At 69.7% G+C, this 21,917-nt stretch carries 24 protein-coding genes and 3 pseudogenes; 19 read left to right on the forward strand and 8 right to left on the reverse strand.

The window, feature by feature from the left end:
- Positions 1-80 precede the first annotated feature (80 nt).
- Positions 81-461 carry a TipAS antibiotic-recognition domain-containing protein gene (locus tag BGK67_RS02750; RefSeq protein WP_069918386.1) on the reverse strand — a complete coding sequence of 127 codons (381 nt, stop codon included), beginning with the start codon at positions 459-461 and terminating at the stop codon, positions 81-83.
- A 123-nt stretch (positions 462-584) separates the two neighbouring features.
- Here BGK67_RS02750 and BGK67_RS02755 point away from each other — a divergent pair, with 123 nt between their 5' ends.
- Positions 585-1,064: an ISAs1 family transposase gene (locus tag BGK67_RS02755; RefSeq protein ID WP_069918387.1), complete on the forward strand. Its 480-nt coding sequence runs from the start codon at positions 585-587 to the stop codon at positions 1,062-1,064.
- A 124-nt stretch (positions 1,065-1,188) separates the two neighbouring features.
- Here the strand turns inward: BGK67_RS02755 and BGK67_RS41145 are convergent.
- Positions 1,189-1,434 (reverse strand): annotated as a pseudogene (locus BGK67_RS41145) (3-oxoacyl-[acyl-carrier-protein] synthase III C-terminal domain-containing protein); the annotation flags it as partial.
- 522 nt (positions 1,435-1,956) lie between these two features.
- Between BGK67_RS41145 and BGK67_RS02760 the strand changes: the two are divergent.
- The 6 genes and pseudogenes from BGK67_RS02760 (at position 1,957) to BGK67_RS39805 (ending at position 7,510) form a co-directional block, all read left to right on the forward strand.
- Complete coding sequence (locus tag BGK67_RS02760; RefSeq protein ID WP_069918388.1) at positions 1,957-2,520, forward strand: papain-like cysteine protease family protein; 564 nt, start codon at positions 1,957-1,959, stop codon at positions 2,518-2,520.
- 10 nt (positions 2,521-2,530) lie between these two features.
- Positions 2,531-3,412 carry a hypothetical protein gene (locus BGK67_RS02765; RefSeq protein WP_069918389.1) on the forward strand — a complete coding sequence of 294 codons (882 nt, stop codon included), beginning with the start codon at positions 2,531-2,533 and terminating at the stop codon, positions 3,410-3,412.
- 229 nt (positions 3,413-3,641) lie between these two features.
- On the forward strand, positions 3,642-4,466 hold the full coding sequence (locus tag BGK67_RS02770) for a S1 family peptidase (protein WP_432215419.1): 825 nt from the start codon (positions 3,642-3,644) through the stop codon (positions 4,464-4,466).
- Positions 4,467-4,619: 153 nt separating this feature from the next.
- Positions 4,620-4,907: a hypothetical protein gene (locus tag BGK67_RS02775; RefSeq protein WP_069918391.1), complete on the forward strand. Its 288-nt coding sequence runs from the start codon at positions 4,620-4,622 to the stop codon at positions 4,905-4,907.
- Between the two features lie 513 nt (positions 4,908-5,420).
- Complete coding sequence (locus BGK67_RS39800; protein WP_069918392.1) at positions 5,421-6,353, forward strand: hypothetical protein; 933 nt, start codon at positions 5,421-5,423, stop codon at positions 6,351-6,353.
- A 35-nt stretch (positions 6,354-6,388) separates the two neighbouring features.
- Positions 6,389-7,510 (forward strand): annotated as a pseudogene (locus BGK67_RS39805) (Tn3 family transposase).
- Positions 7,511-7,703: 193 nt separating this feature from the next.
- On the opposite strand, the gene BGK67_RS02790 reads toward BGK67_RS39805, so the two are convergent.
- Positions 7,704-8,297 carry a TetR/AcrR family transcriptional regulator gene (locus BGK67_RS02790; protein ID WP_069923577.1) on the reverse strand — a complete coding sequence of 198 codons (594 nt, stop codon included), beginning with the start codon at positions 8,295-8,297 and terminating at the stop codon, positions 7,704-7,706.
- 124 nt (positions 8,298-8,421) lie between these two features.
- On the opposite strand from BGK67_RS02790, the gene BGK67_RS02795 reads away from it, so the two are divergent.
- The 6 genes from BGK67_RS02795 (at position 8,422) to BGK67_RS02820 (ending at position 13,082) form a co-directional block, all read left to right on the forward strand.
- Positions 8,422-9,042 (forward strand): flavodoxin family protein, encoded by a 621-nt coding sequence (locus BGK67_RS02795; protein WP_069918393.1) that lies wholly within the window; start codon positions 8,422-8,424, stop codon positions 9,040-9,042.
- On the forward strand, positions 9,039-10,118 hold the full coding sequence (locus BGK67_RS02800; RefSeq protein ID WP_069918394.1) for an NAD(P)H-dependent flavin oxidoreductase: 1,080 nt from the start codon (positions 9,039-9,041) through the stop codon (positions 10,116-10,118). Before BGK67_RS02795 ends, BGK67_RS02800 begins: the two co-directional genes overlap by 4 nt.
- 232 nt (positions 10,119-10,350) lie before the next feature.
- The gene (locus BGK67_RS39810; protein ID WP_244291117.1) at positions 10,351-11,208 is read left to right on the forward strand and encodes a site-specific integrase; all 858 of its coding nucleotides are present in this window, start codon (positions 10,351-10,353) and stop codon (positions 11,206-11,208) included.
- Positions 11,209-11,295: 87 nt separating this feature from the next.
- Positions 11,296-11,418 carry a hypothetical protein gene (locus BGK67_RS38650; protein WP_051956616.1) on the forward strand — a complete coding sequence of 41 codons (123 nt, stop codon included), beginning with the start codon at positions 11,296-11,298 and terminating at the stop codon, positions 11,416-11,418.
- A gap of 171 nt (positions 11,419-11,589) precedes the next feature.
- Complete coding sequence (locus tag BGK67_RS02815; RefSeq protein ID WP_069918395.1) at positions 11,590-12,216, forward strand: TetR/AcrR family transcriptional regulator; 627 nt, start codon at positions 11,590-11,592, stop codon at positions 12,214-12,216.
- Entirely contained in the window at positions 12,213-13,082 is an 870-nt protein-coding gene (locus BGK67_RS02820; protein ID WP_069918396.1) for an alpha/beta fold hydrolase, read from the forward strand. The genes BGK67_RS02815 and BGK67_RS02820 overlap by 4 nt, the downstream gene beginning before the upstream one ends.
- Positions 13,083-13,317: 235 nt before the next feature.
- On the opposite strand, the gene BGK67_RS02825 is transcribed toward BGK67_RS02820, so the two are convergent.
- Complete coding sequence (locus tag BGK67_RS02825; RefSeq protein ID WP_244291118.1) at positions 13,318-13,698, reverse strand: hypothetical protein; 381 nt, start codon at positions 13,696-13,698, stop codon at positions 13,318-13,320.
- 274 nt (positions 13,699-13,972) lie between these two features.
- Between BGK67_RS02825 and BGK67_RS02830 the strand changes: the two genes are divergently transcribed.
- Together BGK67_RS02830 and BGK67_RS02835 are read left to right on the forward strand one after the other, a co-directional pair.
- Positions 13,973-14,743, forward strand: coding sequence for a VOC family protein (locus tag BGK67_RS02830; protein WP_244291119.1), 771 nt, complete (start codon positions 13,973-13,975; stop codon positions 14,741-14,743).
- Between the two features lie 63 nt (positions 14,744-14,806).
- Entirely contained in the window at positions 14,807-15,079 is a 273-nt protein-coding gene (locus BGK67_RS02835) for a GlsB/YeaQ/YmgE family stress response membrane protein (RefSeq protein ID WP_069918397.1), read from the forward strand.
- Positions 15,080-15,157: 78 nt separating this feature from the next.
- Here the strand turns inward: BGK67_RS02835 and BGK67_RS02840 are convergent, their stop codons facing one another.
- Positions 15,158-16,219, reverse strand: a complete 1,062-nt coding sequence (locus BGK67_RS02840) for an alpha/beta hydrolase family protein (RefSeq protein ID WP_069918398.1) — start codon at positions 16,217-16,219, stop codon at positions 15,158-15,160.
- A 110-nt stretch (positions 16,220-16,329) separates the two neighbouring features.
- Here BGK67_RS02840 and BGK67_RS02845 point away from each other — a divergent pair, with 110 nt between their 5' ends.
- Positions 16,330-17,025 carry a GNAT family N-acetyltransferase gene (locus BGK67_RS02845; protein WP_079153965.1) on the forward strand — a complete coding sequence of 232 codons (696 nt, stop codon included), beginning with the start codon at positions 16,330-16,332 and terminating at the stop codon, positions 17,023-17,025.
- Here BGK67_RS02845 and BGK67_RS02850 read toward each other — a convergent pair.
- Positions 16,964-17,464: a metallophosphoesterase family protein gene (locus BGK67_RS02850; protein ID WP_069918399.1), complete on the reverse strand. Its 501-nt coding sequence runs from the start codon at positions 17,462-17,464 to the stop codon at positions 16,964-16,966. The genes BGK67_RS02845 and BGK67_RS02850 overlap by 62 nt on opposite strands.
- A gap of 386 nt (positions 17,465-17,850) precedes the next feature.
- Here BGK67_RS02850 and BGK67_RS02855 point away from each other — a divergent pair, with 386 nt between their 5' ends.
- Entirely contained in the window at positions 17,851-18,360 is a 510-nt protein-coding gene (locus tag BGK67_RS02855) for a carbohydrate-binding module family 20 domain-containing protein (protein ID WP_279628650.1), read from the forward strand.
- Between the two features lie 130 nt (positions 18,361-18,490).
- Here BGK67_RS02855 and BGK67_RS02860 read toward each other — a convergent pair whose 3' ends face one another.
- Both BGK67_RS02860 and BGK67_RS02865 read right to left on the reverse strand, forming a co-directional pair.
- Entirely contained in the window at positions 18,491-19,474 is a 984-nt protein-coding gene (locus BGK67_RS02860; RefSeq protein WP_069918401.1) for a sensor histidine kinase, read from the reverse strand.
- Positions 19,471-20,289 carry an MEDS domain-containing protein gene (locus BGK67_RS02865; protein ID WP_069918402.1) on the reverse strand — a complete coding sequence of 273 codons (819 nt, stop codon included), beginning with the start codon at positions 20,287-20,289 and terminating at the stop codon, positions 19,471-19,473. Before BGK67_RS02865 ends, BGK67_RS02860 begins: the two co-directional genes overlap by 4 nt.
- Before the next feature lie 498 nt (positions 20,290-20,787).
- On the opposite strand from BGK67_RS02865, the pseudogene BGK67_RS02870 reads away from it, so the two are divergent.
- Together BGK67_RS02870 and BGK67_RS02875 are read left to right on the forward strand one after the other, a co-directional pair.
- Positions 20,788-21,081, forward strand: a pseudogene (locus tag BGK67_RS02870) (DUF4383 domain-containing protein); the annotation flags it as partial.
- A gap of 14 nt (positions 21,082-21,095) precedes the next feature.
- A complete protein-coding gene (locus BGK67_RS02875; RefSeq protein ID WP_069918403.1) occupies positions 21,096-21,779 on the forward strand; it encodes a hemerythrin domain-containing protein in 684 nt (227 codons plus the stop codon).
- Positions 21,780-21,917: the final 138 nt, after the last annotated feature.

The following is a 21,917-nucleotide window of genomic DNA, read 5'->3' on the forward strand; positions in this document are numbered from 1 at the left end:
ACCGTCATGAACCGGATGCCACGCGAAACGCCGAAGCCCTGCCCTGCCAACGGGCAAGATCACGATCTACAGCAGGAGTACTACGAAGTGAAGCCGACTCCCCGTTCGGCGAATATCCTCATCGCCTCACCCAGGAATTCCACCATCCTGGGATGGTAGGAGTTGTGAAACTCCCTCATGGCGTCGTCTTCCGCATAGAAGAGTGCCATCCCGACGTACGCTTGCCTGCTGGGGGCGTAAAATCGGCAGGCTATGCCGAAATGCCGGCCGACGAGCTCCTGGATCTGGGGATCCCCGGGCAGGGAGCCGTCCAGGCAGGCCGCGATCTCCCGGTACAGCACGTCCCAGTCCTGGTGGACCTGAGGCCTGTCAACGTGCTCCCAGTTGTTGGTCTCGGCAAGGCTCTTCGCCTGCTCTTCGGCCAACGACCGACGACACTCTTCCTCGTACTGATTACCCATGGCACCAATTCTCTTGTCCGGCTGTTGATCCAGGCGGAACAGTGACAGAGGCCCACCGGATCGGCAAGCTATTTATTTGAGCGGCTCAGTCGATTCGTCAAGGGCAGCCAGAAGAGTCTCCGCATGCAGCTCAAGTCGCTTCCCTGGCGGGACATCCCGCTCCTGGGTCGGACGACGGAGACCGGCCACGGGCGCTGCGAGATCCGCCGGATCAAGGTCGCCACCGTGAGCAACCTGCTGTTCCCCGGCGCCCGCCAGGCCATCCAGATCAAGCGCCGCCGCACCGACCGCAAGACCGGAAAGGCCACCATCAAGACCGTCTACGCGGTCACGAGTCTCACCGCCCACCAGGCCGCCCCGGCCCAGCTTGCGAAGCTGGTCCGCGGCCACTGGGGCATTGAGTCCCTGCACCACGTCCGCGACACCACCTTCGCCGAGGACGCCTCCCAACTGCGGACCGGCAACGCGCCACGCGCGATGACCGCCTGGCGGAACCTCGCCATCGGCGCCCTGAGGCTGAGCGGCGTCACCAACATCGCCACCGCCCTCCGCCGCAACGCCCGTGATCCACGACGCCCACTGGCCCTCCTCGGCCTCGCGTGATCACAAAACGGACATCAGGTGACTACGCCGAAGCCCTGGTGAGATGCGCTCGCGAGGCACGGAGAATTCATTCGCGAGATATTGGGTGATGAATGCCTACGGGGTCACTTGTTCGGCCATGGTCTCATCCTCCGCTACGTTGTGGGCAGGCGGGCCAGGTGAGGACGGCCGCTCCCCACGCCGAGGCGGTGAGCAGAGTGCGCGAGCCGGACGCGACGTCAACGTCGCCCATGATGGGGGGAAGGGACGCGGAGGACGTGTTTCCCAGTCGGTCGATATTACCGAAACGACTTTCGGCGGGGATTCCGACAAGGTCGGCGACTTTGGTGAGAATTCTCTGGTTCGCCTGATGTCCGACGAAGGGGCGAACGGATTCTGGCGGCCATTACATGTCTTCGAGAACGGCCCGCGACGCCTGGGTCATACGCGAGACGGCGTGCTTGAACATGTGCGGTCGGCGCACCAGGAGACGCTCACCATGCCGCCTCAGTCGTGCCGCCTGCACACACAGCCCTCCCCCGGAGCCCTGGCGCTGCCGAACCCCCGCCTCGCGCTCGGCTCCCCCTCAGTCCGGCCGCCGGCCCTCGAGGTGATCCTGCCGCCGCTCCGGCGGTGGCCCCCCGGCCCGGTCGGCCTTTCCAAGGCGGCCTTGGGCGGAGGGTGCCCCAGCGATGCGTTCGGGCTGCTGCCGCCCTTCGTGAGAGGCGATGGGCAACGTCTTCATCCGGGTCGCCACCTGACCTCGGGGCCGCAAAGGCGTGATGACCTGACAAATAATCAGTAAGGGGCATTTTCCCGCAAGATCCCTATGTGCCTTGGACATGATGCGCTGTCATATTCCTGCCAGTTTGCCCCGCTCATCTCGTTGTAGCCATCAGGGGAAGGCAGAAAAATGAGCAGGTTCAGGTACGGAACCACGGCTGCGGCCATCGCGCTGGCCGCCTTGGGATCGCTCACGGCCGCGGGAGGCACAGCTCACGCGGAAGCGGGCCAGGACACCATCAGCATGCTGAAGCAGGAGAAGTCCCAATGGTGCTGGGTGGCCTCAGGGCTGACCATCGCCAAGTTCCAGGGCTTCGGCTCCACGCAGACGGACTTCTGCAACCGAGCCCAGCCCTACTACGGCTGCAACAACCAGCCCGCCACGCTCGACGACATGGCCAGGGGCTGGAGCAGCCTCGGCATGGCCCACACCGGCTCGGGCTTGAACAGCGCGGCCACGTTCAACCAGGTGTACACCGACGTCAAGGCGGCCCGGCCGATCGGTGCCCGCATCGGCTGGACGTCCGGTGGCGGTCACATGAACGTGGTCTACGGCTTCGACACGTCGAAGAACACGATCGCCGTGGCCGACCCGTGGCCGGACACCACGACCTACACGTGGTGGAACTACAACGACTACGTGAGCAACGGCTCATCCAAGTGGACCCACTCCCGCATCGGTATCTCCCGCTAAGGCAGGCGACATGCGCGACACCAGCGGCACCAACATCTCCGACAAGCGGACGGTCTCCCGCCTCTCCCGCCTGTCCACCGTCATCGCAGTGTGCGCCTCCGCACTGCTGTCCGTCGTCGGCCCCACACAGGCAGCCCCGGCCAAGGACCCTCTCCCGGCCGACATCCCCGACTACCAGGCCGCCCTCGACGCCGTGAAGTCCACCGACGTCCGCAACGCCGTCTGCCGCTTCCTGCGCACTCCGGTGCCCACCGACAGCGCCGGCGGACCGGTGCAGACGATCCCCGAAACGGCCGAGCCGTGCCAGGGCCTCCCCCTTTTCACGATCAAGGACCCGGTGGCCCTGAACGAGATCACCCCCGGGTTCGTCGCGGGCACGACCCCGCCACTGCCCACCGAGGCGATCAAACTGACGCAGCTGGTTTCCTCGCTGAGCACCACCGTCAACGGCCGCAACGCCACCGTCATGCTCGCCCCCACCCAGGGCGGCGGCTGGCACCTGGCGGCCGTGCGTGACGGCGACAGCGACGCCGCACATGCCAGCAAGGCAACTTTGGGCACGTTCGTCTTCACCGAGCCGCAGATCCGGGGCTGGTACCAGCTCAAGCTCACCACCGTCGAGCCCCTCAACGACCAGGCCCGGGAGGGACTGGGCGGCCAGGCGTCGGTGTCGCTCAGCGACTACCAGAAACTGGTCAAGGCCCGCTACGCCGACAAGCTGCCCGGCTCGGAATACGACACCAAGGGCTACTCCAGCGGCTACAGCCTCGAGCGCCCGGACGACGACGCCCCATCCTCCACCCTGCTCCTCGCCGGCGGGTCCGGCACGGCACTCGCCCTCGCGGGCGGAGCCGCCCTGCTCCACCGACGCCGGCGCGCAACCAGCCGCTGAGCCCAACCCGTACGCCCCCTCGCTCCGTCCCGGCAGCCGGCCGGGACGGAGCAACCCTTTGCGGCCCGAACGCCACTGCGGGCCGGCCATCGCAGAGAAGCCGGGGGTTCTCCCTACCCCGCACGGGCCCGCTGGCCGGAGCTCGGATGGGCCCGCTGACCGGATGGATCAGTTCCTCTTGGTAGCGGAGGCTGAGCACGTCGCACATGCTCGTCCGATCGGAGAACCAGTGTTCAACTTGAAGTCCTCGCGCCGCACGGTGGCCCGCACCGCCTCGGTGGCCCTGACAGGAGCGGCGTGCGCCGCCATGATGACCGGGAGCGCCGAAGCCATCGTCAACGGGAGCGATTCAACGCAGCGCTACCCGTCCATGGTGTCGATACCGGTGACGGGTGTGGACGACCCTACCTTCAAGGGTGTCTGCGGGGGGACGTTGATCGACTCGAAGTGGGTGCTCACAGCCGCCCATTGCGTGGACCCGACGCTTGTCACCCTGGACGGCACCGTCCGGATCGGCAGTGAGTGGAAGACGTCCGGCGGCACGGTCCGGTCCGTCGCGAAGACGGTGTCTCACCCGGGCTACAGGAACGGCGAGGGCACCGGCCCCAACCGCAACGACATCGCTCTGGTCCGCCTGGACCGCCCGGTCACCGAGAAGCCCATCCGCATCGCCGACAAGCCGGGGCGGCCCGGCACCCCGACCCGCATCTTGGGCTTCGGCACCATCGACGACGCACCCGACCACACCAAATGGGTCTTCCCCGACAGGCTCCAGGAACTCGACACGCGCAGGGGTGCGGTCTCCGACTGCGCGCCGGGCTACGCGGACAGCACCCGCCTGTGCACGATCAGCCAGGTGCCCAAGGCCATGGCATGCAACGGCGACTCGGGCGGCCCCCAGCTCCAGCAGGACCGGAGGGGGCGTTGGGAACTCATCGGCGTCACCTCGGGCCCCGGCGCCCCAGGCGTGCGCTGCAGCGAGGGCCCGGGGCTCTACACCAGCGCGCCCGCCTACTCGGGCTGGATCCACAAGGCGATGGCCCACAACGGCTGATTCGGGACGCCGAGGGCCTCGGGGTGGTCCTCTCGTGGGCGCAGGATGTCCACTGCGGCCAAGCCCGGGGCCGAGGTTGGGGTTCGGCTACAAGAAGGAGGTCGGCGGCGGGCTGACGGACTGATGTACTTCTCCGTGGAAGGAAGGTCCTGAATGCCCACCTCACTGCTCGTCCCGATCAAGTTCCGCCTGTCCGAGGGCCGGCTCCCGGCCCGCCCGGAGGGCGGCTTCCCACCTGAGGCGAGGAGGCGCGCCGAGCTCGCCGCCGAGTCCGCGGAGCGCCGGGGCGAGACGGCCGAGTCGGTGACGGTCGCGGACCGCCATGCGTTCGGCAGCGCCGACGCGCCCGCCCTCACCCGGCGCCTGGCCTTCTCGGCCGTCACGGGCGACTTCCAGGAGTGCCTGTGGAGCGTGTGTCCGGGCACGGGGAAGGCGGCGTAGCGGTGTGACGGCGTATCTGGCCGAGCACGTCGCGCACAAGGAGCGTAGGCCCGAGCAGGTCCGGGTGGAACTGCTGGCCCGCTGCCGCGCGGAGAGCATCGAGCCGCCCACGTCGGGCCGGTGCGACCGCATCGTGGGGGCCGCTCTGCGGGCGGCCGAGGAGTCGCTGACCGCCCTGATCTCCTCCCGGCTTCCCGTGGAGAGCGTGGAGCGGATCGTGGCTCTGGTGGTCGGCGCCGAACAGGACGACGCCGGCCCCGCAGGTGGCGGCACGGAGGGCGAGGACGCGCCGCCGGTGCTGGCGAAGGTCAAGGAAGCGCCGAGCAACGTGAGCCTGGAGACGATGCTCACCGAGATCGACAAGCTCCTGGCGGTGCGGGCGATCGGCCTGCCACGGGATCTGTTCATCGACGTCGCCCCGAAGGTCGTGGCCGGATGGCGGGCGCGGGCCGCGGTGGAGTCGCCTTCCCACCTGAGGACGCACCCGGTCCCGCTGCGGGTGCCCTTAAGCAGGTGTCGGGCAAGGAGAACATCCTCTTCAAGCTCGCCGAGGCGTCGCTCGGCGCCCCGGAGGGGACCGTGCGGCAGGTCGTGTTCCCGGCGGTGTTCGGGGGTGAGGCGACGTTGCGGGAGCTGGTCCACGAGTTCAACACCCGGGGGCCGGTCTACCGGCGGACGGTGCAGACGACGCTGAAGGCGTCGTACACCAACCACTATCGACGCGGGCTGATCAGGCTGCTGGACGTGCTGGAGTTCCGTTCCTCCAACCACACGCACCGGCCGGTGATCGAGGCCCTGGCGCTGGTGGCCCGGTACGCGAACGCGGGGAACACCACGTACTACCCGCTGGGCGAGACGGTGCCGGTCCACAAGGCGATGGGCGGGGACTGGGCGGAGGTCGTGCACCGCGCCGACAAGCGGGGCCGGCGGCGGGTGGTGCGCATGGTCTACGAGGTCGTCGCCTTCCAGGCCCTGCGTGATCAGCTCAAGTGCAAGGAGATCTGGGTGGTCGGCGCCGACAAGTGGCGCAACCCCGATGAGGACCTGCCGCAGGACTTCGAGGCGAGGCGGGAGGAGAACTACCGGGAGCTGCGCAAGCCGCTGGACGCCGCGGTGTTCATCGACGAACTGTGCGAGCAGATGACGGCCGAGCTGACCCTGCTCAACGACCAGATGCCCAAGCTGTCCTGGCTGGACATCGCCGAGCGGAAGTCCGGAGCGATCCGGCTGACGGCGGCCGAGGCTCAGCCCGAGCCGCGCAATCTGCGCAGGGTCAAGGCCGAGGTGCAGAGGCGTTGGGGCGTCGTGCCGCTCGTCGACATGCTCGAGGAAGCGGTGCTGCGGACCGGCTGCCTGGACGCGGTCACCTCCGTTTCCGGCGGAGGGAGCCTCTCGGCGGAGGGAGCCTCTCGGCGGAGGTGCTGGCCGAACGGCTGCTGCTGGTGATCTACGCGTACGGCACGAACACCGGGATCTAGGCAGTGGCGTCTGGCGGCCACGGGCACACCGAGGACGAGCTGCGCTACGTACGCCGTCGGTATCTGTCGGCGGAATCGGCCCGCGCCATCGCCGTCCAGATCGCGAACGCCACCTTCGCCGCCCGCAGCGCCGAGCTGTGGGGCCAGGGCTCGACCGCGGTGGCCTCCGACTCCACCCACGTGCGCGCCTATGACCAGAACCTGTTCACGGAGTGGCACTCGCGCTACGGCGGTCGAGGGGTGCTCCTCTACTGGCATGTGGAGAAGAAGTCCCTGGCCATCCACTCCCAGCTGATCAACTGCACCGCCTCCGAGGTCGCCGCGATGATCGAGGGCGCGATGCGGCACGGCACCACCATGGACGTCGAGGCCAACTACACGGACTCGCACGGCCAGTCGGAAATCGGGTTCCGCGTCACGAGGCTGCTGAATTTCGACCTGCTGCCGCGTATCAAGCGGATCAACAAGGTGAAGCTGTACCGGCCGGTGGGTGGCGAGGCGGACGCCTACCCGCAGCTGACCCCGGCGCTGACCCGCCCGATCCGCTGGGAACTCATCGCCCAGTAGTACGACCAGATGATCAAGTACGCCACCGCGATCCGGACCCGGACCGCATCCACCGAGGCGATCCTGCGGCGCATCACCCGCAACGCCTCCCGCCCCACCTACGCGGCGATGCTGGAGGTCGGCCGCGCGCAGAAGACCATCTTCGTAGCCCGCTACCTGCGGCTGAGGGACCTTCAGCGGGAGATCGAGGAGGGCCTGAACGTGATGGAGTCCTCCAACGGCGCGAACTCCTTGATCACCTACGGCAAGGGCCGCGAGATTTCCTCGAACCGGCGTGACGAACAGGAGATGTTCGTACTGTGTCTGCGAATTCTGCAATCGGCCCTGGTCTACGTGAACGCCCTGATGCTCCAGGACATCCTCGGCGAACCGGAGTGGGCAGGCCTGCTCACGCCCGCCGACCGGCGTGGCCTGACCCCGCTTTTCTGGTCCCACGTCCGGCCCTACGGTGAGGTGAACCTCGACATGGACGCCCGCCTCAAGCTCGCCGCGGCCTCTGTCCCGGGACCCCGAGCCGCGGACAGCGAGGCCGCCCGATCCGCCGTGGAGAACGCATGAACCTGCTCCGTTACAGGCCCGGGGCCGGGGCGCGCCAGCATGGTCTTTGGAGGGGATACGTGCGGTAGCGCCGGGGCATGTCCCAATGCTCGCCTTTTACGGTGCTCCACCGTGAGGTGATGCCCTCGGTGGAGCACCGCTCCTACAAGGGGATCAACAACCTGGCGGAGAACTCCCAGTGACAGCGCCTAAGTCAGGCACCGAGCAGCATCAGTGTGTGCGGCCAGAGGTCGTCGAGCACTGCGGGGTCGTTCTTGAGCTTGGCGAAGAGAACCATGCCCTCCAGCTGGGCGACGAGGGCCCGGGCGGTCGACAACGAAGCCCGGTCTGTCGGGATTGCGCCCTCGGCTGCCGCGTCCGTGAGAACGTTGGCGACCAGTTGGATCTGTTCGTCGAAGATCTCCTTCAGACGGGCCTGGATGTCCGGTTCCCGGGTGCTTAGCTCCAGGGCGAGGTTGCCCAGGAGGCAGCCGTCGACCGTGCCGGAGTCTTCTTTCATCCGCCGCTGGACAGCAGCCGTGGCGTCGAGCAGCCGCCGCAGCCGGTCGAGGGCGGGCGCGGGGACGGACAGCTCCCCGACCCAGCAGCTTCGCTCGCCCTGCCAGTAGGCGTCGACGACCTCGACGGTGAGGGCCTGCTTGGACTCGAAGAAGTGGTAGAAGCTGCCCTTCTTCACCTCGGCGTGGGCGCAGATCTCGGCGATGCCGAGACTGTTGTAGCCGTGGCTGCGCATGAGTTCGCCGGTGGCTGCAAGAAGCCTTGTGCGTGCCGTGCTGGTGCGTCCCATGACGGTCACTATACGGGCGGTCAACTATCCGGAGGGTTCCTGGAGTGGATTTTTAGTTGACCGGTCGTCTAGTGTTCGAAAGGTCGGCAGGCAACCGGCTCGCCGCGCTCTAGGAGGCCTCCCCATGGCTGTACCCCCGATCACCGTCGCCATCGCCCATCACAGCGGGTACGGGCATACTGCCCGTCAGGCCGCCGCCGTCGCCGAGGGCGCGGACTCCGTGCCCGGAGTCCGCGCCGATCTCCGGGACGTGTCGGTCCTCGACGAGAGCCTGTGGACCGCCCTCGGCACGGCCGAGGCGATCGTCTTCGGTTCTCCCACCTACATGGGCTCAACCTCTGCGGTCTTCCAGCACTTCGCGGAGGCGAGCGCGCCGGTCTGGGCCGAGCGGGGCTGGCAGGACAAGATTGCAGCCGGCTTCACCAACTCCGCCGGGGTCAACGGCAACAAGGACAACGCCCTGCTGTCGATGACCGTGTTCGCCGCCCAGCACGGCATGACCTGGGTGCCGCTGGGCCTGACGCCCGGCTGGATCTACTCCTCCAACGGCAGCCCTGAGGACCTCAACCGGCTCGGCGGCTTCGTCGGCGCCATGGCACAGTCGCCCTCCGACCTCGGTCCGGAGCAGGCACCCGGCACGGCCGACCTGCGCACGGCCCGGCACCTGGGAGAGCGCGTTGCACGGGCCGCGCTTCGTCAGGCCCTGGGTCGCGAGGCCGAGCTCGCCTCGGCGGTGACCGGATGAGGCCGGGACGTCTTGGCGAGCTCCTCGGCATCGAACTGCCTATCATCCAAGGGCCGTTCGGCGGCGGACTCTCCTCCGTCGAGCTGGCCGTGGCGGTGTCGGAGGGCGGCGGGCTCGGCTCGTACGGGGCCCACATCCTCCTCCCGGAGGAGATCGGGGATCTGGTAGCACGGCTGAAAGCGGGCACGGACCGGCCGTTCGCGGTGAACCTGTGGGTTCCGCTCGATGGTGAATCCGAACTCCAGCCGTCCGAGACGGACCTGGCCACTCATGTGGCGCGGCTGCGGCCGTACTACGAGGAACTCGGCGTCCCCGCCCCCACCGCCGCCGACGTGGTCGCCGGGCCGGACTTCGACGCGCAGGTGGACGCCCTGCTCGCCGCCGCCCCGCCGGTCATCAGCCTCGTGATGGGGCTGCCGCCCCGACGTCTGGTCGAGGAGGCCCGGCGGCTCGGCATCGCGCTGATCGGTACGGCGACGACCGTCGACGAGGCAACCGCTCTTGAGGCCTCGGGCGTGGACGCGATCGTCGCCTCCGGCAGCGACGCGGGCGGCCACCGGGGAGCCTTCCTGCGCCCCGTGCGGGAGTCCCTGGTGGGCACGTTCTCGCTGGTCCCGCAGGTGGCGGATGCGGTCACGGTGCCTGTGGTCGCCGCGGGCGGGATCGCCGACGGCCGCGGTGTCACCGCAGCCCTCGCTCTCGGCGCGGACGCGGTCCAGATCGGCACCGGCTTCCTCGCCTGCCAGGAGTCGGGAGCGAGCGCGGTCCATAAGGCGGCTCTCGGCACATCCGAGGCCCGCACGACGGTCTTGACCCGTCTGTTCTCGGGCCGCACAGCCAGGGGCATCCCGAACAGCTTCGTCCGCGACATGGCAGCCCACGAGGACCACGTACCGCCGTATCCCGTACAGAACGCCCTGATGCAGCCGATCCGCCGGGCTGCGGGGGCTCAGGGCCGGCCCGAGTACGTGAACCTGTGGGCCGGCCAGTCGGCAGCCCTGGCTCGGGAGTCGCCGACGGCGGGCTCGTACCTCGCCGACCTCGTCAACGAGGCAGACCGGCTGCTGAAGAGCTGATGGCTTCGCCGTTGCCGGTCGGGCGGTGGATCTCGGGTAGGCGTTGCCATCCCTGAAGGGAGCAGTCCTGAGGCACTGTCACCTTCGTCCATCGCCTGACGGCTCGCCAGTCGACTACCGCAGTGAATGCCGGATTTGCTGCGCCAGAACCCCTACGGCGATCACCACGACCTGTGGCGGGGTATTTCGGCCGCCGGGGCGACTGCGGCAGACCTGGAAGGACGGGGCGAGCGTGACGATCGATCCGGTGACCGAACTCGGGAGCGGGGGCGCGCTCCGGCTGCCGCGCGCCCGGGTGGTGCCCCTGTCCGCCCCACCCTCGTCGTACACCGCAGCGGCCGAGCGGTGCCTCACCGGCGCGGGCATCGCGAAGTCCTCCGCGCGGATCTACCGGATCTCGCTGACGACGTGGGGGTGGATGCTCGCCGGCGAACCGGCGCCGACCGGACCCGCCCGCCGGGGCGCGAAGCCGCCCGTCTTCCCCGTCACCGCGATCGACGACCCGGCCCTGCCGGAGGTGCTGGCCGAGCTGGCGGCGGCGCGGGCGGACGAGATGGACGCCGACACCGTCAACCGGGAACTGTCCATCGCCCGCAAGGCCATCGGCTGGTGGCAGCGCCAGGGCTGGATCGTCGGAGACCCGACGATCGGCATCGAGCGTCGGCCGGCACCACCCGACCGAACCAAGGCCCTGGCCGAGAACCAGATCGCCGCCCTGTGGCGCCTGGACGTCGGGCTCAGGGAGAAGACGTTCTGGAAGCTCCTCCATGAAAGCGCCGCACGGGCAGATGAGGTGCTGTGCCTGAACGTGGAAGACCTGTACCCGCAGGACAAACGCGGGAAGATCACCGCCAAGAGCGGCGCGACCGAGTGGATTCACTGGCAGTCCGGCACCGCCCAGCTCCTGCCCCGCCTCATCGCGCGCCGCACCCGCGGCCCCCTGTTTCTCACCGACCGCAAGGCCCCCGCCGGAACACCGACGCTCGACGTCTGCCCGGAGACGAGCCGGGCCCGGCTCTCCTACCGCCGGGCCGAAGAGATCTTCGAGGAGAACACCCGACTGCTGGCCAACCCGCTCGCCTCACCCTAGGACATCGAGGACCTGGACGGCTTCACGCTGCACCGGCTCCGCCACAGCGCCCTCACCCACGACGCCGAGGACGGCACCTCCACCCCGATGCTGCTCGCCCGCTCCCGCCACGCCTCCGTCCGCTCCTTGGAGCGATACGCGCGGCCGGGCGTCGACTCGGTCGCCCGGCACGTCGCCGAACGCGACCCCGCCGCACGTCGGCGCACGTGATCCTCGCCGTTTGCGGCTGGTGACAGCAAGGTGCCCAAAGAGACCAGGCCCACCCGGCCGCGAGCTGCCGTCCCTCGCAAAGCCACTCTTCTGCGCAGGTTTTCCTGACCCTTTCCAGGGGGAACTCAATTTTTAGATGGTTCTCTAAGTTTTCGGAAGGCGTGTGGACACATGCGGACAGCCGAGGAGGGGCTGCGTGAGCGGCACAAGGCGCGCAGACGGCTGCGGATCCTGGACGCGACGCGCGAACTCCTGCGGGAAGGCCCGGATTCGGTGATCAGTACCGAACGGATCGCCGAAAGGGCCGAGGTCTCCCCAGCCACGGTGTACAACCTCATCGGGCCGCGCGAGAAGATCTGGGAAGCACTCGCCGACGGGTTCATGGACGAACTGGAGGGCCGCCTGGGAGCGCTGGGAGCCGGTGACCCGCGAGAAGTCGTCCGGTCGACCGTCCAGCTCTTCGTGAGCGACCCGACCGTGTCGCGCCGCATGGTGCGCGGGTGGGAGGGCAGCGGCCTCGTACTCGACCGCAGTCCGCACACCCAGCTCCGCCGGGCGATGGCAGGCGCACGGGCACGAGGCCTCCTGCGCGACGACGTCGACACCGACGCGTTGGCCGCCGTGGTCAGCGCCTCGTGTGTGGGCACGCTGCACCAGTGGGTCGCCGCCCTGATCAACGACGACCGGTTCCTCGCCCGTTCCCTGTTCGCGCTGGACGTCGCGCTCGCCGCGGCCGCCGCGGATCCCTACCGCGACCAGCTGCTGGCACCACTGCGCACCCCCCGGGACACGAAATGAACTCCGACGCCCTGCCCCGGTCACGGAACTTCGTGGGCCACGGCGGGATCCGGCTCGCTGCGGACGTGTGGGGCGAGGCGTCCTCTCCCCCTCTCGTCCTGCTGCACGGCGGCGGCCAGACGCGGCACGCCTGGGACCGGACCGGCCCTCGGCTCGCCGCGCTGGGGTGGCGGGTCGTCGCCCCGGATCTGCGCGGGCACGGCACCAGCGCGTGGTCGGCCGACGGTGACTACGACCTCGACCTGTTCGCCGGGGACGTCCGGGCGATCGTCGCCGAGGTCGGCGGCCGGCCGGTGCTCGTCGGTGCCTCGCTCGGAGGCCTGGGTTCCCTGCTCGCCGCCGGAGAGGCACCGAGGGCGGCTGTCCGCGCCCTGGTCCTCGTCGACGTCGCCCATCGGCCGGATCCCCGCGGGTTCCACCGGATCGTCGCGTTCATGCGGCACCATCCGGACGGATTCGACGACGTGGCGCATGCGGCCGCGACGGTGTCCGCCCACCTGCCGCACCGCCCGAGTCCGCCCGACCCCAAGGGGATGTTGACCAATCTGCGGCGCCGCGGCGACCGCTGGGTGTGGCACTGGGACCCCCGCATGCTGGACAGCTTCGAGGGCCGGATGGACCCGCCCGGCATGGCGGAGCGCCTGCTCGACGCCGGGCGCCACGCCCGCGTGCCGATCCTGCTCGTCCGAGGCGGGAGCAGCGACGTGGTGCGCGAAGAGGTCGCCCAACAGTTCTGCGACGAGGTTCCTGGGGCGCGGCGCGTCGACGTAGCCGGGGCGGGGCACATGGTGGTCGGCGATCGCAACGAGCACTTCCTCGACGCGATCGTCCCGTTCCTCGAAGAAGTCGCATGCGCGAGTGGGTGAGGCCGGCGACGCGGACGAGCCGCGAGGGCGGAATCTCCTCCGCGGGCTACGCCGGCATCACCCCATGCGGCGGGTACGGCATCACCCCGGCCTTCCTTGTCAGCCCTCTTCCGGGATCCGCCGCAGCGGGTGCGCTCCGCGCTGGGTGCGCCCGCTGTGGTTCAGGAAGTCCCGCTGATGATCATGGAGCTCGCCGCCGGAACGCTCCTGCGAATATGCCTCATGCGGCTGACCGCTAATGCAGACCCACCAGCCCCCAACCACGGAGCGCTGCCTCCGTGGCCACGGCGCCCCATTCACGCAGTAGCGCGGTGAAGTCCTCGAAGGTGTCAGGGCGGCCTGCCCAGCCCTCGCACTCGGCGGCGAACGGTTCGCGCAACTCCTCAAGGCGGGACTCCACCCGTGTCCACGCGCGGGCCTTGCCCGGCAGGGCCTCAGGCGGACATACCAGCAGGACGTGCGAGTGCCAGCGGTCGGTGGCCGGCGGGAAGAATCCTCCGCCGCCGGTCAGCGCAGGATCGTCCGCCGGGTCTGCATCCCAGATCAGACCGTCGAGGAAGGTGTCCATCCCCTCGCGCACGAACGCGTCGACGAGGGTCCGTATGTCGTCCCACACCGTTGGACACCTCGGCGCACCGTTCATGAGAACGGGCGGCACACTTTGTGGACCCGTGGCGGCGGTCTCCCGTGCCCCACTACGGGCATTTTGATACCAAACCCCCAGGAATGCCCGGACCGGTATCGGGCAGGCGTCCGGGTGGGCCACGCCCCTGCGCGGCCCCCCATGCGCCGCCTATCCCAGGTCCCGGCGGCGCTTCGCGAACGGCTGGAGATCGATCGTGGTGCAGATGACGAGGGATGTCGTGGGGGCGCCCTGCTGGCTCAGCCTCATGGCTCGTGACCTGCCCGCCGCTCAGGACTTCTACGGAGCCGTGCTGGGCTGGAGCTTCCGGCCGGCCAGTCTGGGGCGGGGGTTCGCGGTCGCCGAGCTGAATGGTGTGCCGGTCGCGGGCATCGGTGCGGTGGCGAGCGACTTTGCGGTGCCTGTCGCGTGGACGACGTACTTCGCGGTCGATGACGCGGACTCGGCGGTGGCGCGGATCCGCGCCGTCGGGGGCACCGTGGGGATCGGTCCGGTCACCTTCCCGCCCGGCGGCCGCGCGGCTCTCGCAACCGATCTCGAGGGCGCGTCCTTCGGGGTGTGGGAGGGACGCGTCCTCTCCGACTGGAGGGTGGGCGAGGGCCACGCCCCGGCATGGGTGGAACTGCACACGAAAAACGCCTTCGATGCCGCTCTCTTCTACGGCCGGGTTCTCGAATGGGCCGACGATGACGCCGGCGGCTGCGAGGTCTCCTACGAGCAGGACCAAGTCGTCTTGCGCCATGACGGCCAAGCAGTGGCCCGCCTGAACAGCGGACCCGTGGAGAACAGCTCCCCCAGGCCCCAGCTGAGGCCCCGCTGGCGAGTCCATTTCATGGTCGCCGACCTGGATGCCGCCCAGGCCGCGGTACTCGCGCACGGCGGGCGCGTCGTCGCCGACGACCTACCCTCCGGTGCGACGGAGCACCTCACGGTGAGGGACCCGGACGGGGGCCTGTTCACCCTCGACCAGAGGCCCGGCCCCCTCCCTCCTCCCGGCCGCGGCACCCAGCATGTTTAGACCCCGCCAAACGGTGAAGACGCGTACTTAACACGACCTTTATACGACCAGCTAGGAGCGCACATGGGCATCATCGCGTGGATTCTCATCGGGCTACTCGCCGGCCTTATCGCCAAGGCCCTCATGCCGGGCAAGGACCCGGGCGGCATCATCATCACGATGCTCATCGGCATCGCAGGAGGCCTGCTCGGCGGCTGGCTCGGCAAGGTCATCTTCGGCGTCGACTCCATCGACGGGTTCTTCGAGCTCTCCACCTGGATCGCCGCCATCATCGGCTCCCTCATCCTCCTGGCCCTCTACCGCCTCCTCACCCGCAACAGGCACCGTCACGCCTGACCGTGCGCGTCGCGGACCACCACCCGAGAACGGCTCCCCTTCTCCGAGAAGGCGGAGCCGTTCTCTCTGCCCCCTGCGTCACACCGTCCCCATGACGGGGTCCAGACCCTTGAGGAACTGCCGTTGGTCGTCCAGGAAACCGTCCGCGAAGAGTGAGCGCGGCGAGAAGAGTGCCGTGAGCGTGATCCTGAGGTCCGACTGCTCGATGGACCGCTCGAGGAATGAGTGGGTTGCGTCCGGGTAGCTCTTGACCGTCATCGCGCCGTCCGCGTCCAGCACCTCGCGGTAGATGCGCTCCGTGTCGGCGGTGTCCACGTTGATGTCATGGCCCGCGAGCGTCAACAGCAGCGGTACGCCGCGCAGGGCGCGAAGGTCCTGCGTGGCGTCCGCTGTGTAGTTCTTGGAGATGAAGCTCCAGCGATCGGCGGTCATGCCGTCCGCGTCGCCGCCCATGGCCTTGACGTACTCCTCGAAGGGCGCGTGGCGTTCCAGCAGCCCTCGGGTGGTGTCGCTCCGTGCTATCGCCGCGCCGACGCGGGCCGCTGATGCGCCGTCGGCGCGCAGCTGGGCGAGGAGGTTGTATCGGCCCTGCTGGAGCCAGTTGATCGCCGGGGAGACGGCGATGACGAAGCTGACGGGCGTCTTGGCGGCGACCTTCGGCAGGACCCAGCCGGCCTGGCTGGCGCCCCAGAGTCCGATCCGGCCGCCGTCGATGTCCGGGCGGGCGCGCGCCCAGGCGATGGCGGCGGCTGCCTCGTCGGCCCGGTCGTCCATGGACTGGCCGAGCCAGTTCCCGGGTGCGCCCGCGACGCCGGGCTTGTCCCAGGACAGGGAGGCGTAGCCGGCCTTGGCGTTCGCTTCCCACATGGGTTTGTAACCGTCGTCATGGGTGGCATTGACGGGGCCGTCGCCGTGCACGTACACGACCAGACCGTGGCGCTTGCGGCCGTCCTTGGGGAGGGCCAGTACGCCGTTGAGGATGTGGCCCCCGTGGCGGATCGAAACCCGCTGCTCCTCCATGTCGTAGGAGTGCTGCCACAGCACCACGCCGACGAGACCTCCCGCCACGACCAGGGTCGTGACGAGTGACCACACGGCGAAGCGGAGCCTGCGTCGTCGAAGCTGGATCTTCGGATGCATGGGATGACCGCCTCTGTCGAGTGAGTGAACACCGAAACTATCAGAACTAGAACGAGCGTTAGGAGAATGATAGTTTGCGGTGACGGGTTGCAGCGAGGAAGAGGGCAGGCATGGGACGGGACACGACGGACACCGGTACGGGACCGGTAACGGTGCGGCGGGGCCTTCCGGCCGGTGCCGAGCAGCGGGCGGCCGAGCTGTACTGGGAGGCCTTCGGTCGCAAGCTCGGCCCCGCGCTGAACCCGCCGGAGAAGGCGGTGCCCTTCATCGCCGGCCACCTGAACGCGGATCGCGCGGTGTGCGCCCTCCTCGAAGGGCGGCTCGTCGGTCTCGCCGGCTACCAGCTCGGCGGCCGCGCCCTCACGGGGGGATCGGCCTCGGCCGTGCTGCGGGCGTACGGACACCTGCGAGGGCTGCACAGACTGATGCTCCTCGCGCTGTTCGAGCGCCGCCCGGCCCCCGGACAGCTCGTGATGGACGGCATCGCCGTGGACCCGGGCGTACGCGGCCGCGGCGTCGGGAGCCTGCTCATCGAGGAAGTGGCCGCCATAGCGGCAGAGCAGCACTGCCGGGAGATCAGACTTGACGTGATCGACACCAATCCGCGGGCCAGGGCCCTGTACGAGCGGCGCGGCTTCACGGCCGTGCGGACCGAGCGCACGCCCTACCTGCGCGCGCTGCTGGGGTTCGGGGCCGTGACCACCATGCGTCGCGCCGTCGGAACGGGCGGGGCTCGAAGCGACGTCAGCGCCGCGGGGGAAGACGATGGAGCGTCACGTCGTACACCTTCCCGTCAGCGACCGTGAGCGTCATGAACGTGCAGAAGGGCTGGCGCCTGCGGTCCGTGGGCGAGCCCGGGTTGAGCAGGCGCAGCCTTCCGGCGGTGGTGTCCCACGGGATGTGGCTGTGGCCGAACACCAGAACGTCCACGTCGGGGAACTGGGCGGCACAGCGCCGTTCCCGCCCGGCGGCCGCTCCCGTTTCGTGCACGACCGCGAACCGCACTCCTTCCAGCTCGGCGTAGGCGACCTCCGGGAGTCTGCGGCGCAGGCCCGGGCCGTCGTTGTTGCCGTACACGCCGATCAGCCGGATTGACCGGGACTCCAACAGGTCGAGCGTGGGCTCGTCGATCCAGTCACCGGCGTGGATGACGGCGTCGGCTTCGTCGACGGCGGCCATCAGGACGTCCGGGAGTGACGTGGCCCGGGTGGGGAGGTGGGTGTCCGAGGTCAGCAGGAGCCGCATGCGTCCCACGGTAGGGCGCTGCGGCCGCGAGCGCCCCGGCAGGCGCGGCCGGTATGGGCATAGCCGCACCAGGCCGTCGCTTTCGGAGCTGGCCGGGTCCGTGCCGCCCGGCACCGCACCTCGCGGCAACGTCGGGGCACCCCAGCGCACCCCTCACGTGCGGGGCCCGGACTTGGCCGGATTGCGCGTTGTAGGGCCGAAGCACGAACTGAAAGACTTTGCTGAAACTTGCAGCAAGTCTGCAAGTTCGTCGTCGAAGGGACGTGGTGTGGGTGGGGCGCGCAGCCGGGTGGTACCGGACCGCCGCAGGACTTCTGCTGCTCGTAGGGACTCTCGCGGTCGCCCGCACGTCGGCCGTTGCCGCAGAGCCGCGCCCCCGACCCACGGTGAGTTTCGAGGTGGCGGCCCCCACTCAATGGGGCGACACGGTCTTCGTCACGGGCAGCACACCGGAGCTCGGCTCCTGGTCGCCGGACGCGGCCGTACCGCTGTCCTCGGCCTCGGCACCCGTCTGGACCGCGTCCCTCGTCCTCGAGGGAGCGGCCTCCGTGTCGTTCAAGTACCTGATCAAGAGGGCCGATGGGAGCGTGGTGTGGGAACAGGCCGACAACCGTGCGATGACGACCCCGTCAGACGGCTCCTCGTTCACCACGCACGACACGTTCCGCGACACCGTCGGCACTCCCGCGTCCGGCATCGCGCCCGACTGCGTAGTCGCTCACGCCTCGTGGCGCTACACGGCCGTCACCAACCGGTGCGGCATGCCGCTCCACCTCCAAGCCCTCCACCAGGGCGGCGCGGCCAGTGACTGCCGCTGGATAGGGGCGGGCTCCACCGCCACCTTCGCCGGCTACGGTCCCTTCCGCGACTACGTGCTGGCCGTGAACCACTGCTGAGACGGCGGGGGGAGACGGCGACCGCGGACCGGCCGCGGACGTTCCGCTCGAATCGGCGCCTGACCGGGCCTGCCGGGAGCATGGAGTGGACGCTCTCGCAGGCCATCGGCCCGATGGCTCCTCCTGCTGCCTACCGCGGGATGTCGGTATGGAGGCGGACGGTGGTGCCCTGGTCGGGGCTGGAGCGGATCTCGACCAGATCGCAGAGCTGGTGGGCGAGCCACAGGCCGCGGCCGCCGATCTGTTCCGCGGCCGGGCGGATGCGGCCCAACATCACGTCCGGGATGTAGCCGGCGTCCCGGAACTCACAGAGGAACACCGACTCCTGGGCCCAGGTGCGCAGGGTGCCGCTGCCCCCGCCGTGGCGGATGCTGTTGGTGGCGATCTCGGTGACGGCGACGGCGAGCTTCGACAACCGTTCCTGCGGGACGCCGGCGTCGGTGGCGCACTGCGCGACCTTGGAGCGGACCGCGGCCAGGTCACCGTGGGTGTAGTTGACCTCCTGGTACGGGTCGCACGGGCCGGGCAGGGCGTGGAAGGGGTACACCTCGCCGCTGAGGTAGCCCTCGTTGCGTGAGGTGTGGTGTCCCTCCTGGCGGATCAGAGGGTGGCAGCTCGACAAGGACTGCAGGGCGCCCTGGTCCTCGTCGGTGGCGTCGTAGGGGCACAGCATCGACCAGGCCGGGCTCTGGGCGAAGGCCCGGTTCAAGAGCCATTCGTGATGGTGCAGCTCCGAGAGGTGCGCGGCGCTCCGTACGGTGCGCCAGGCCGTCTCCCCGATTCCTCGGACGGGCCTGCCTCCCTCGCCGTGCTCCGCCATCCAGGTCACCCATGCGGCGATGTGACGTCCTGGGTTGGGGCCGGCGGTCGTCGTGTCCACGAAGGTGACGGCCCCCTCGCCGCCCAGTTCGTGCCGCAGGAGCGAGGTCTTGTCCGCGGGGACGGCGACGACGACCGCTTCGTCGGCTGCCAGGGCTTCGTGGATGAAGCCCAGTGTCCCGGTGAGGAACTGCTCCTCGCCGCGGTAGGGAAACAACTCGTGCCGGAACCCGGCACCCGGCTGATGAGGCGGCGTCGAGGCAGCGGACGGGTTCGAGGGCAGGTTCGTGCTCATGCAGCCATCACCACCGGCAGGTCGGCACCCGTATAACCGGCCAATTGCCAGCACAGGCGCACGGTCTCGTTGGCGCCCTCCACGACGATACGGCGGCCGGGCAGGCGGCGGGCCGCTTCGACCAGCGCTTGCATGCCCGCGGCGTCGATCATCTCAAGCCGGTCGAACCGCAGTGTCACCGTCGCCGTATTGCGTATCGCCGTCCGAACGGCGGTGTTGAACGCGAGGGCGCACTGAGAGTCGATCACCCCGTCCACACTCCACATGTCGGTACCCGTGCAGTACATCCGGAAGGACGGGTGTGCTGCACGTGTGCCCATCGCCTGCGGATGCACACTCACCACGTTCTCCAGCGTAGACGGGTCCCACTGGAGCGGCCTGAACGCACACACCACCATGGCGCCGCTCTCAGCCGCGAACTCGTCCAGCCCCAGCTCCTGGGCCAGCAGCTCCTCGGCCGCCGCGAGCGATGTGCGGGGTACCCGCTCGGTGAGGACGCGTACCGCCCTAAAGCCCTCGCGCGCCGCGTTGCGCGCCTCGCGGCGCACCGCAGCCAGGACACTGCCGGTGTCCGTCGGCTGGGAGCAGTCGAGGACCACCGCGGCCGAGGGCAGTAGTCCGTCGTTGAAGGGCGGCGCACCGGATGTCGAGCCGATCGTGTCCACGACCACGACCTTGTCCCCGTACAGGGCACCATCGGCGAGGTAGGCCCGGGCTCCCTCGGGCAGAGCCGTGGCGGCCGCGCCCATGTGCCAGCAGACGTGATCGCCGAGCTCGACCTCGTCGAACGTCGCCAACTCCCGCGTCGCTCTCACCCTGCCCCCTTCCTGCCACCGTTGCGGACACACAATGTTACTGAGCCCGCCGGACAGTCACCCACCGGTTCCATCACGGCACAGGCGCCGCAGCCGACACACCAGCCCTGCCCCAGCAGAGTGCACCGATCTGCCGGCGGAAGGAGGAGTCCGCCCGGTCCGGGCCCGTTGCCAGACCGACCAGGCGGCGCGCCCGCTGAGTGGCCGGGCGGGGTACCGCGCGGGGATGGCCCGGCGGCCCGGCGGGCGTCGTTTGCGGGCACCGCGTCCGGGCAGGCGCCGATGCGACACGAGTCGCCAGGGAGGCAGACGTGAAGCGGTCGTACCGCACGGTTCTCGACGCGGGAGTGGCCGCCGGCGCAGCCGCTCTCGGCACGACCTGCGCCGCCCGGCCCCGGACGTAGCACCGCACCCCGGCACGCCCCGGGCCCACGCCCCGGCAGGAAGGAGAACCGTCATGACCACCCGCACCCGGGCCACCTCCCGGACGCCCGCTCGCAGGCCAGGCTGCTCGGCGTGTTCCACGTGCCCGTCCTGCACAACATCGTCCACTTGCTGTTCGGCATCGCCGGCATCGCCATGGCCCGCGCCGCCTCGACCGCCCGCGCCTACCTCATCGGCGGGGGCGTGGTCTACCTGGTGCTGTGGATCTACGGCCTGCTCATCGACCACGACAGCGCCGCCAATTTCGTTCCGCTGAACACGGCGGACAACTGGCTCCACTTCGTCCTCGGCCTCGGCATGGTCGCCCTCGGCGTCCTGCTCGGGCGCCGCTCCGCACCGCGCACCTGACGGAAGGCCGACCCATGCCCCTGCCCATCTCGCAGCAGAGTGTCGACGAGCTCGGTGGGGAGGCCAGTGTCCTGGCCCGCCAGCGCCGCGACCACGCGGAACTCGACCGGCTGATGCATCTGTACGAGTCGCCGGACCTGCCGCCGACAGGGCGGCAGGAAGTCCTCAGGGACATCTTCCAGCTGACCTTCAGCCACGCCTTCGCGGAGGAGACCGTCCTGTGGCCCGCACTGCGGCGGCTGGCCGCCGACGGCGAGGAACTCACCTCTCGCGTCGAGGCGGAACACCAGCAGATCAACGACCTGGCAAGGGAGATCCAGTCCACCGACCCGCGAGATCCCCGGCACGATCAGCTCGTCACCGCCGCCTTCGCTCTGATCCGCGAGGACATCCGGGACGAGGAGGACGTGCTGCTTCCGCGGCTGCAGGAGGCGCTGGAGCACGACGCCGGCCGGCTGCGGCGACTCGGCTCGACCTGGGAGACCGTACGGCGTACCGCCCCCACCCGGCCTCACCCCGCCGTGTCCCGCCGGCCCCCTGCCAATGCCCTGGCCGGAGTGCCGCTGAGCGCCGTCGACCGGCTCCGCGACCTGTCCTCCGGCTGGCGCTTCCGCGGCCGGTGGGCCACGGCAGCGCTGGCGGCAGGCGCATTGGCCGCCTGCGTGGGCGGCGCCGCCGTACTGCGCCGCAGGCGCTGAACCAGAGGTCGCGGCAGCTTCCGGGCGTCCGCCTTGGCGTGGGCATGTCGCTGAAGGGAGCTGCGCGGCTCTCCCCCGTGGTCTGCGTCACTCGGCCTTGGCACCGCACCGGCGGCAGGGCAGGTGGGAGTGTCATTT

This window comes from Streptomyces subrutilus (genome assembly GCF_001746425.1).
GTDB lineage: Bacteria > Actinomycetota > Actinomycetes > Streptomycetales > Streptomycetaceae > Streptomyces > Streptomyces subrutilus_A.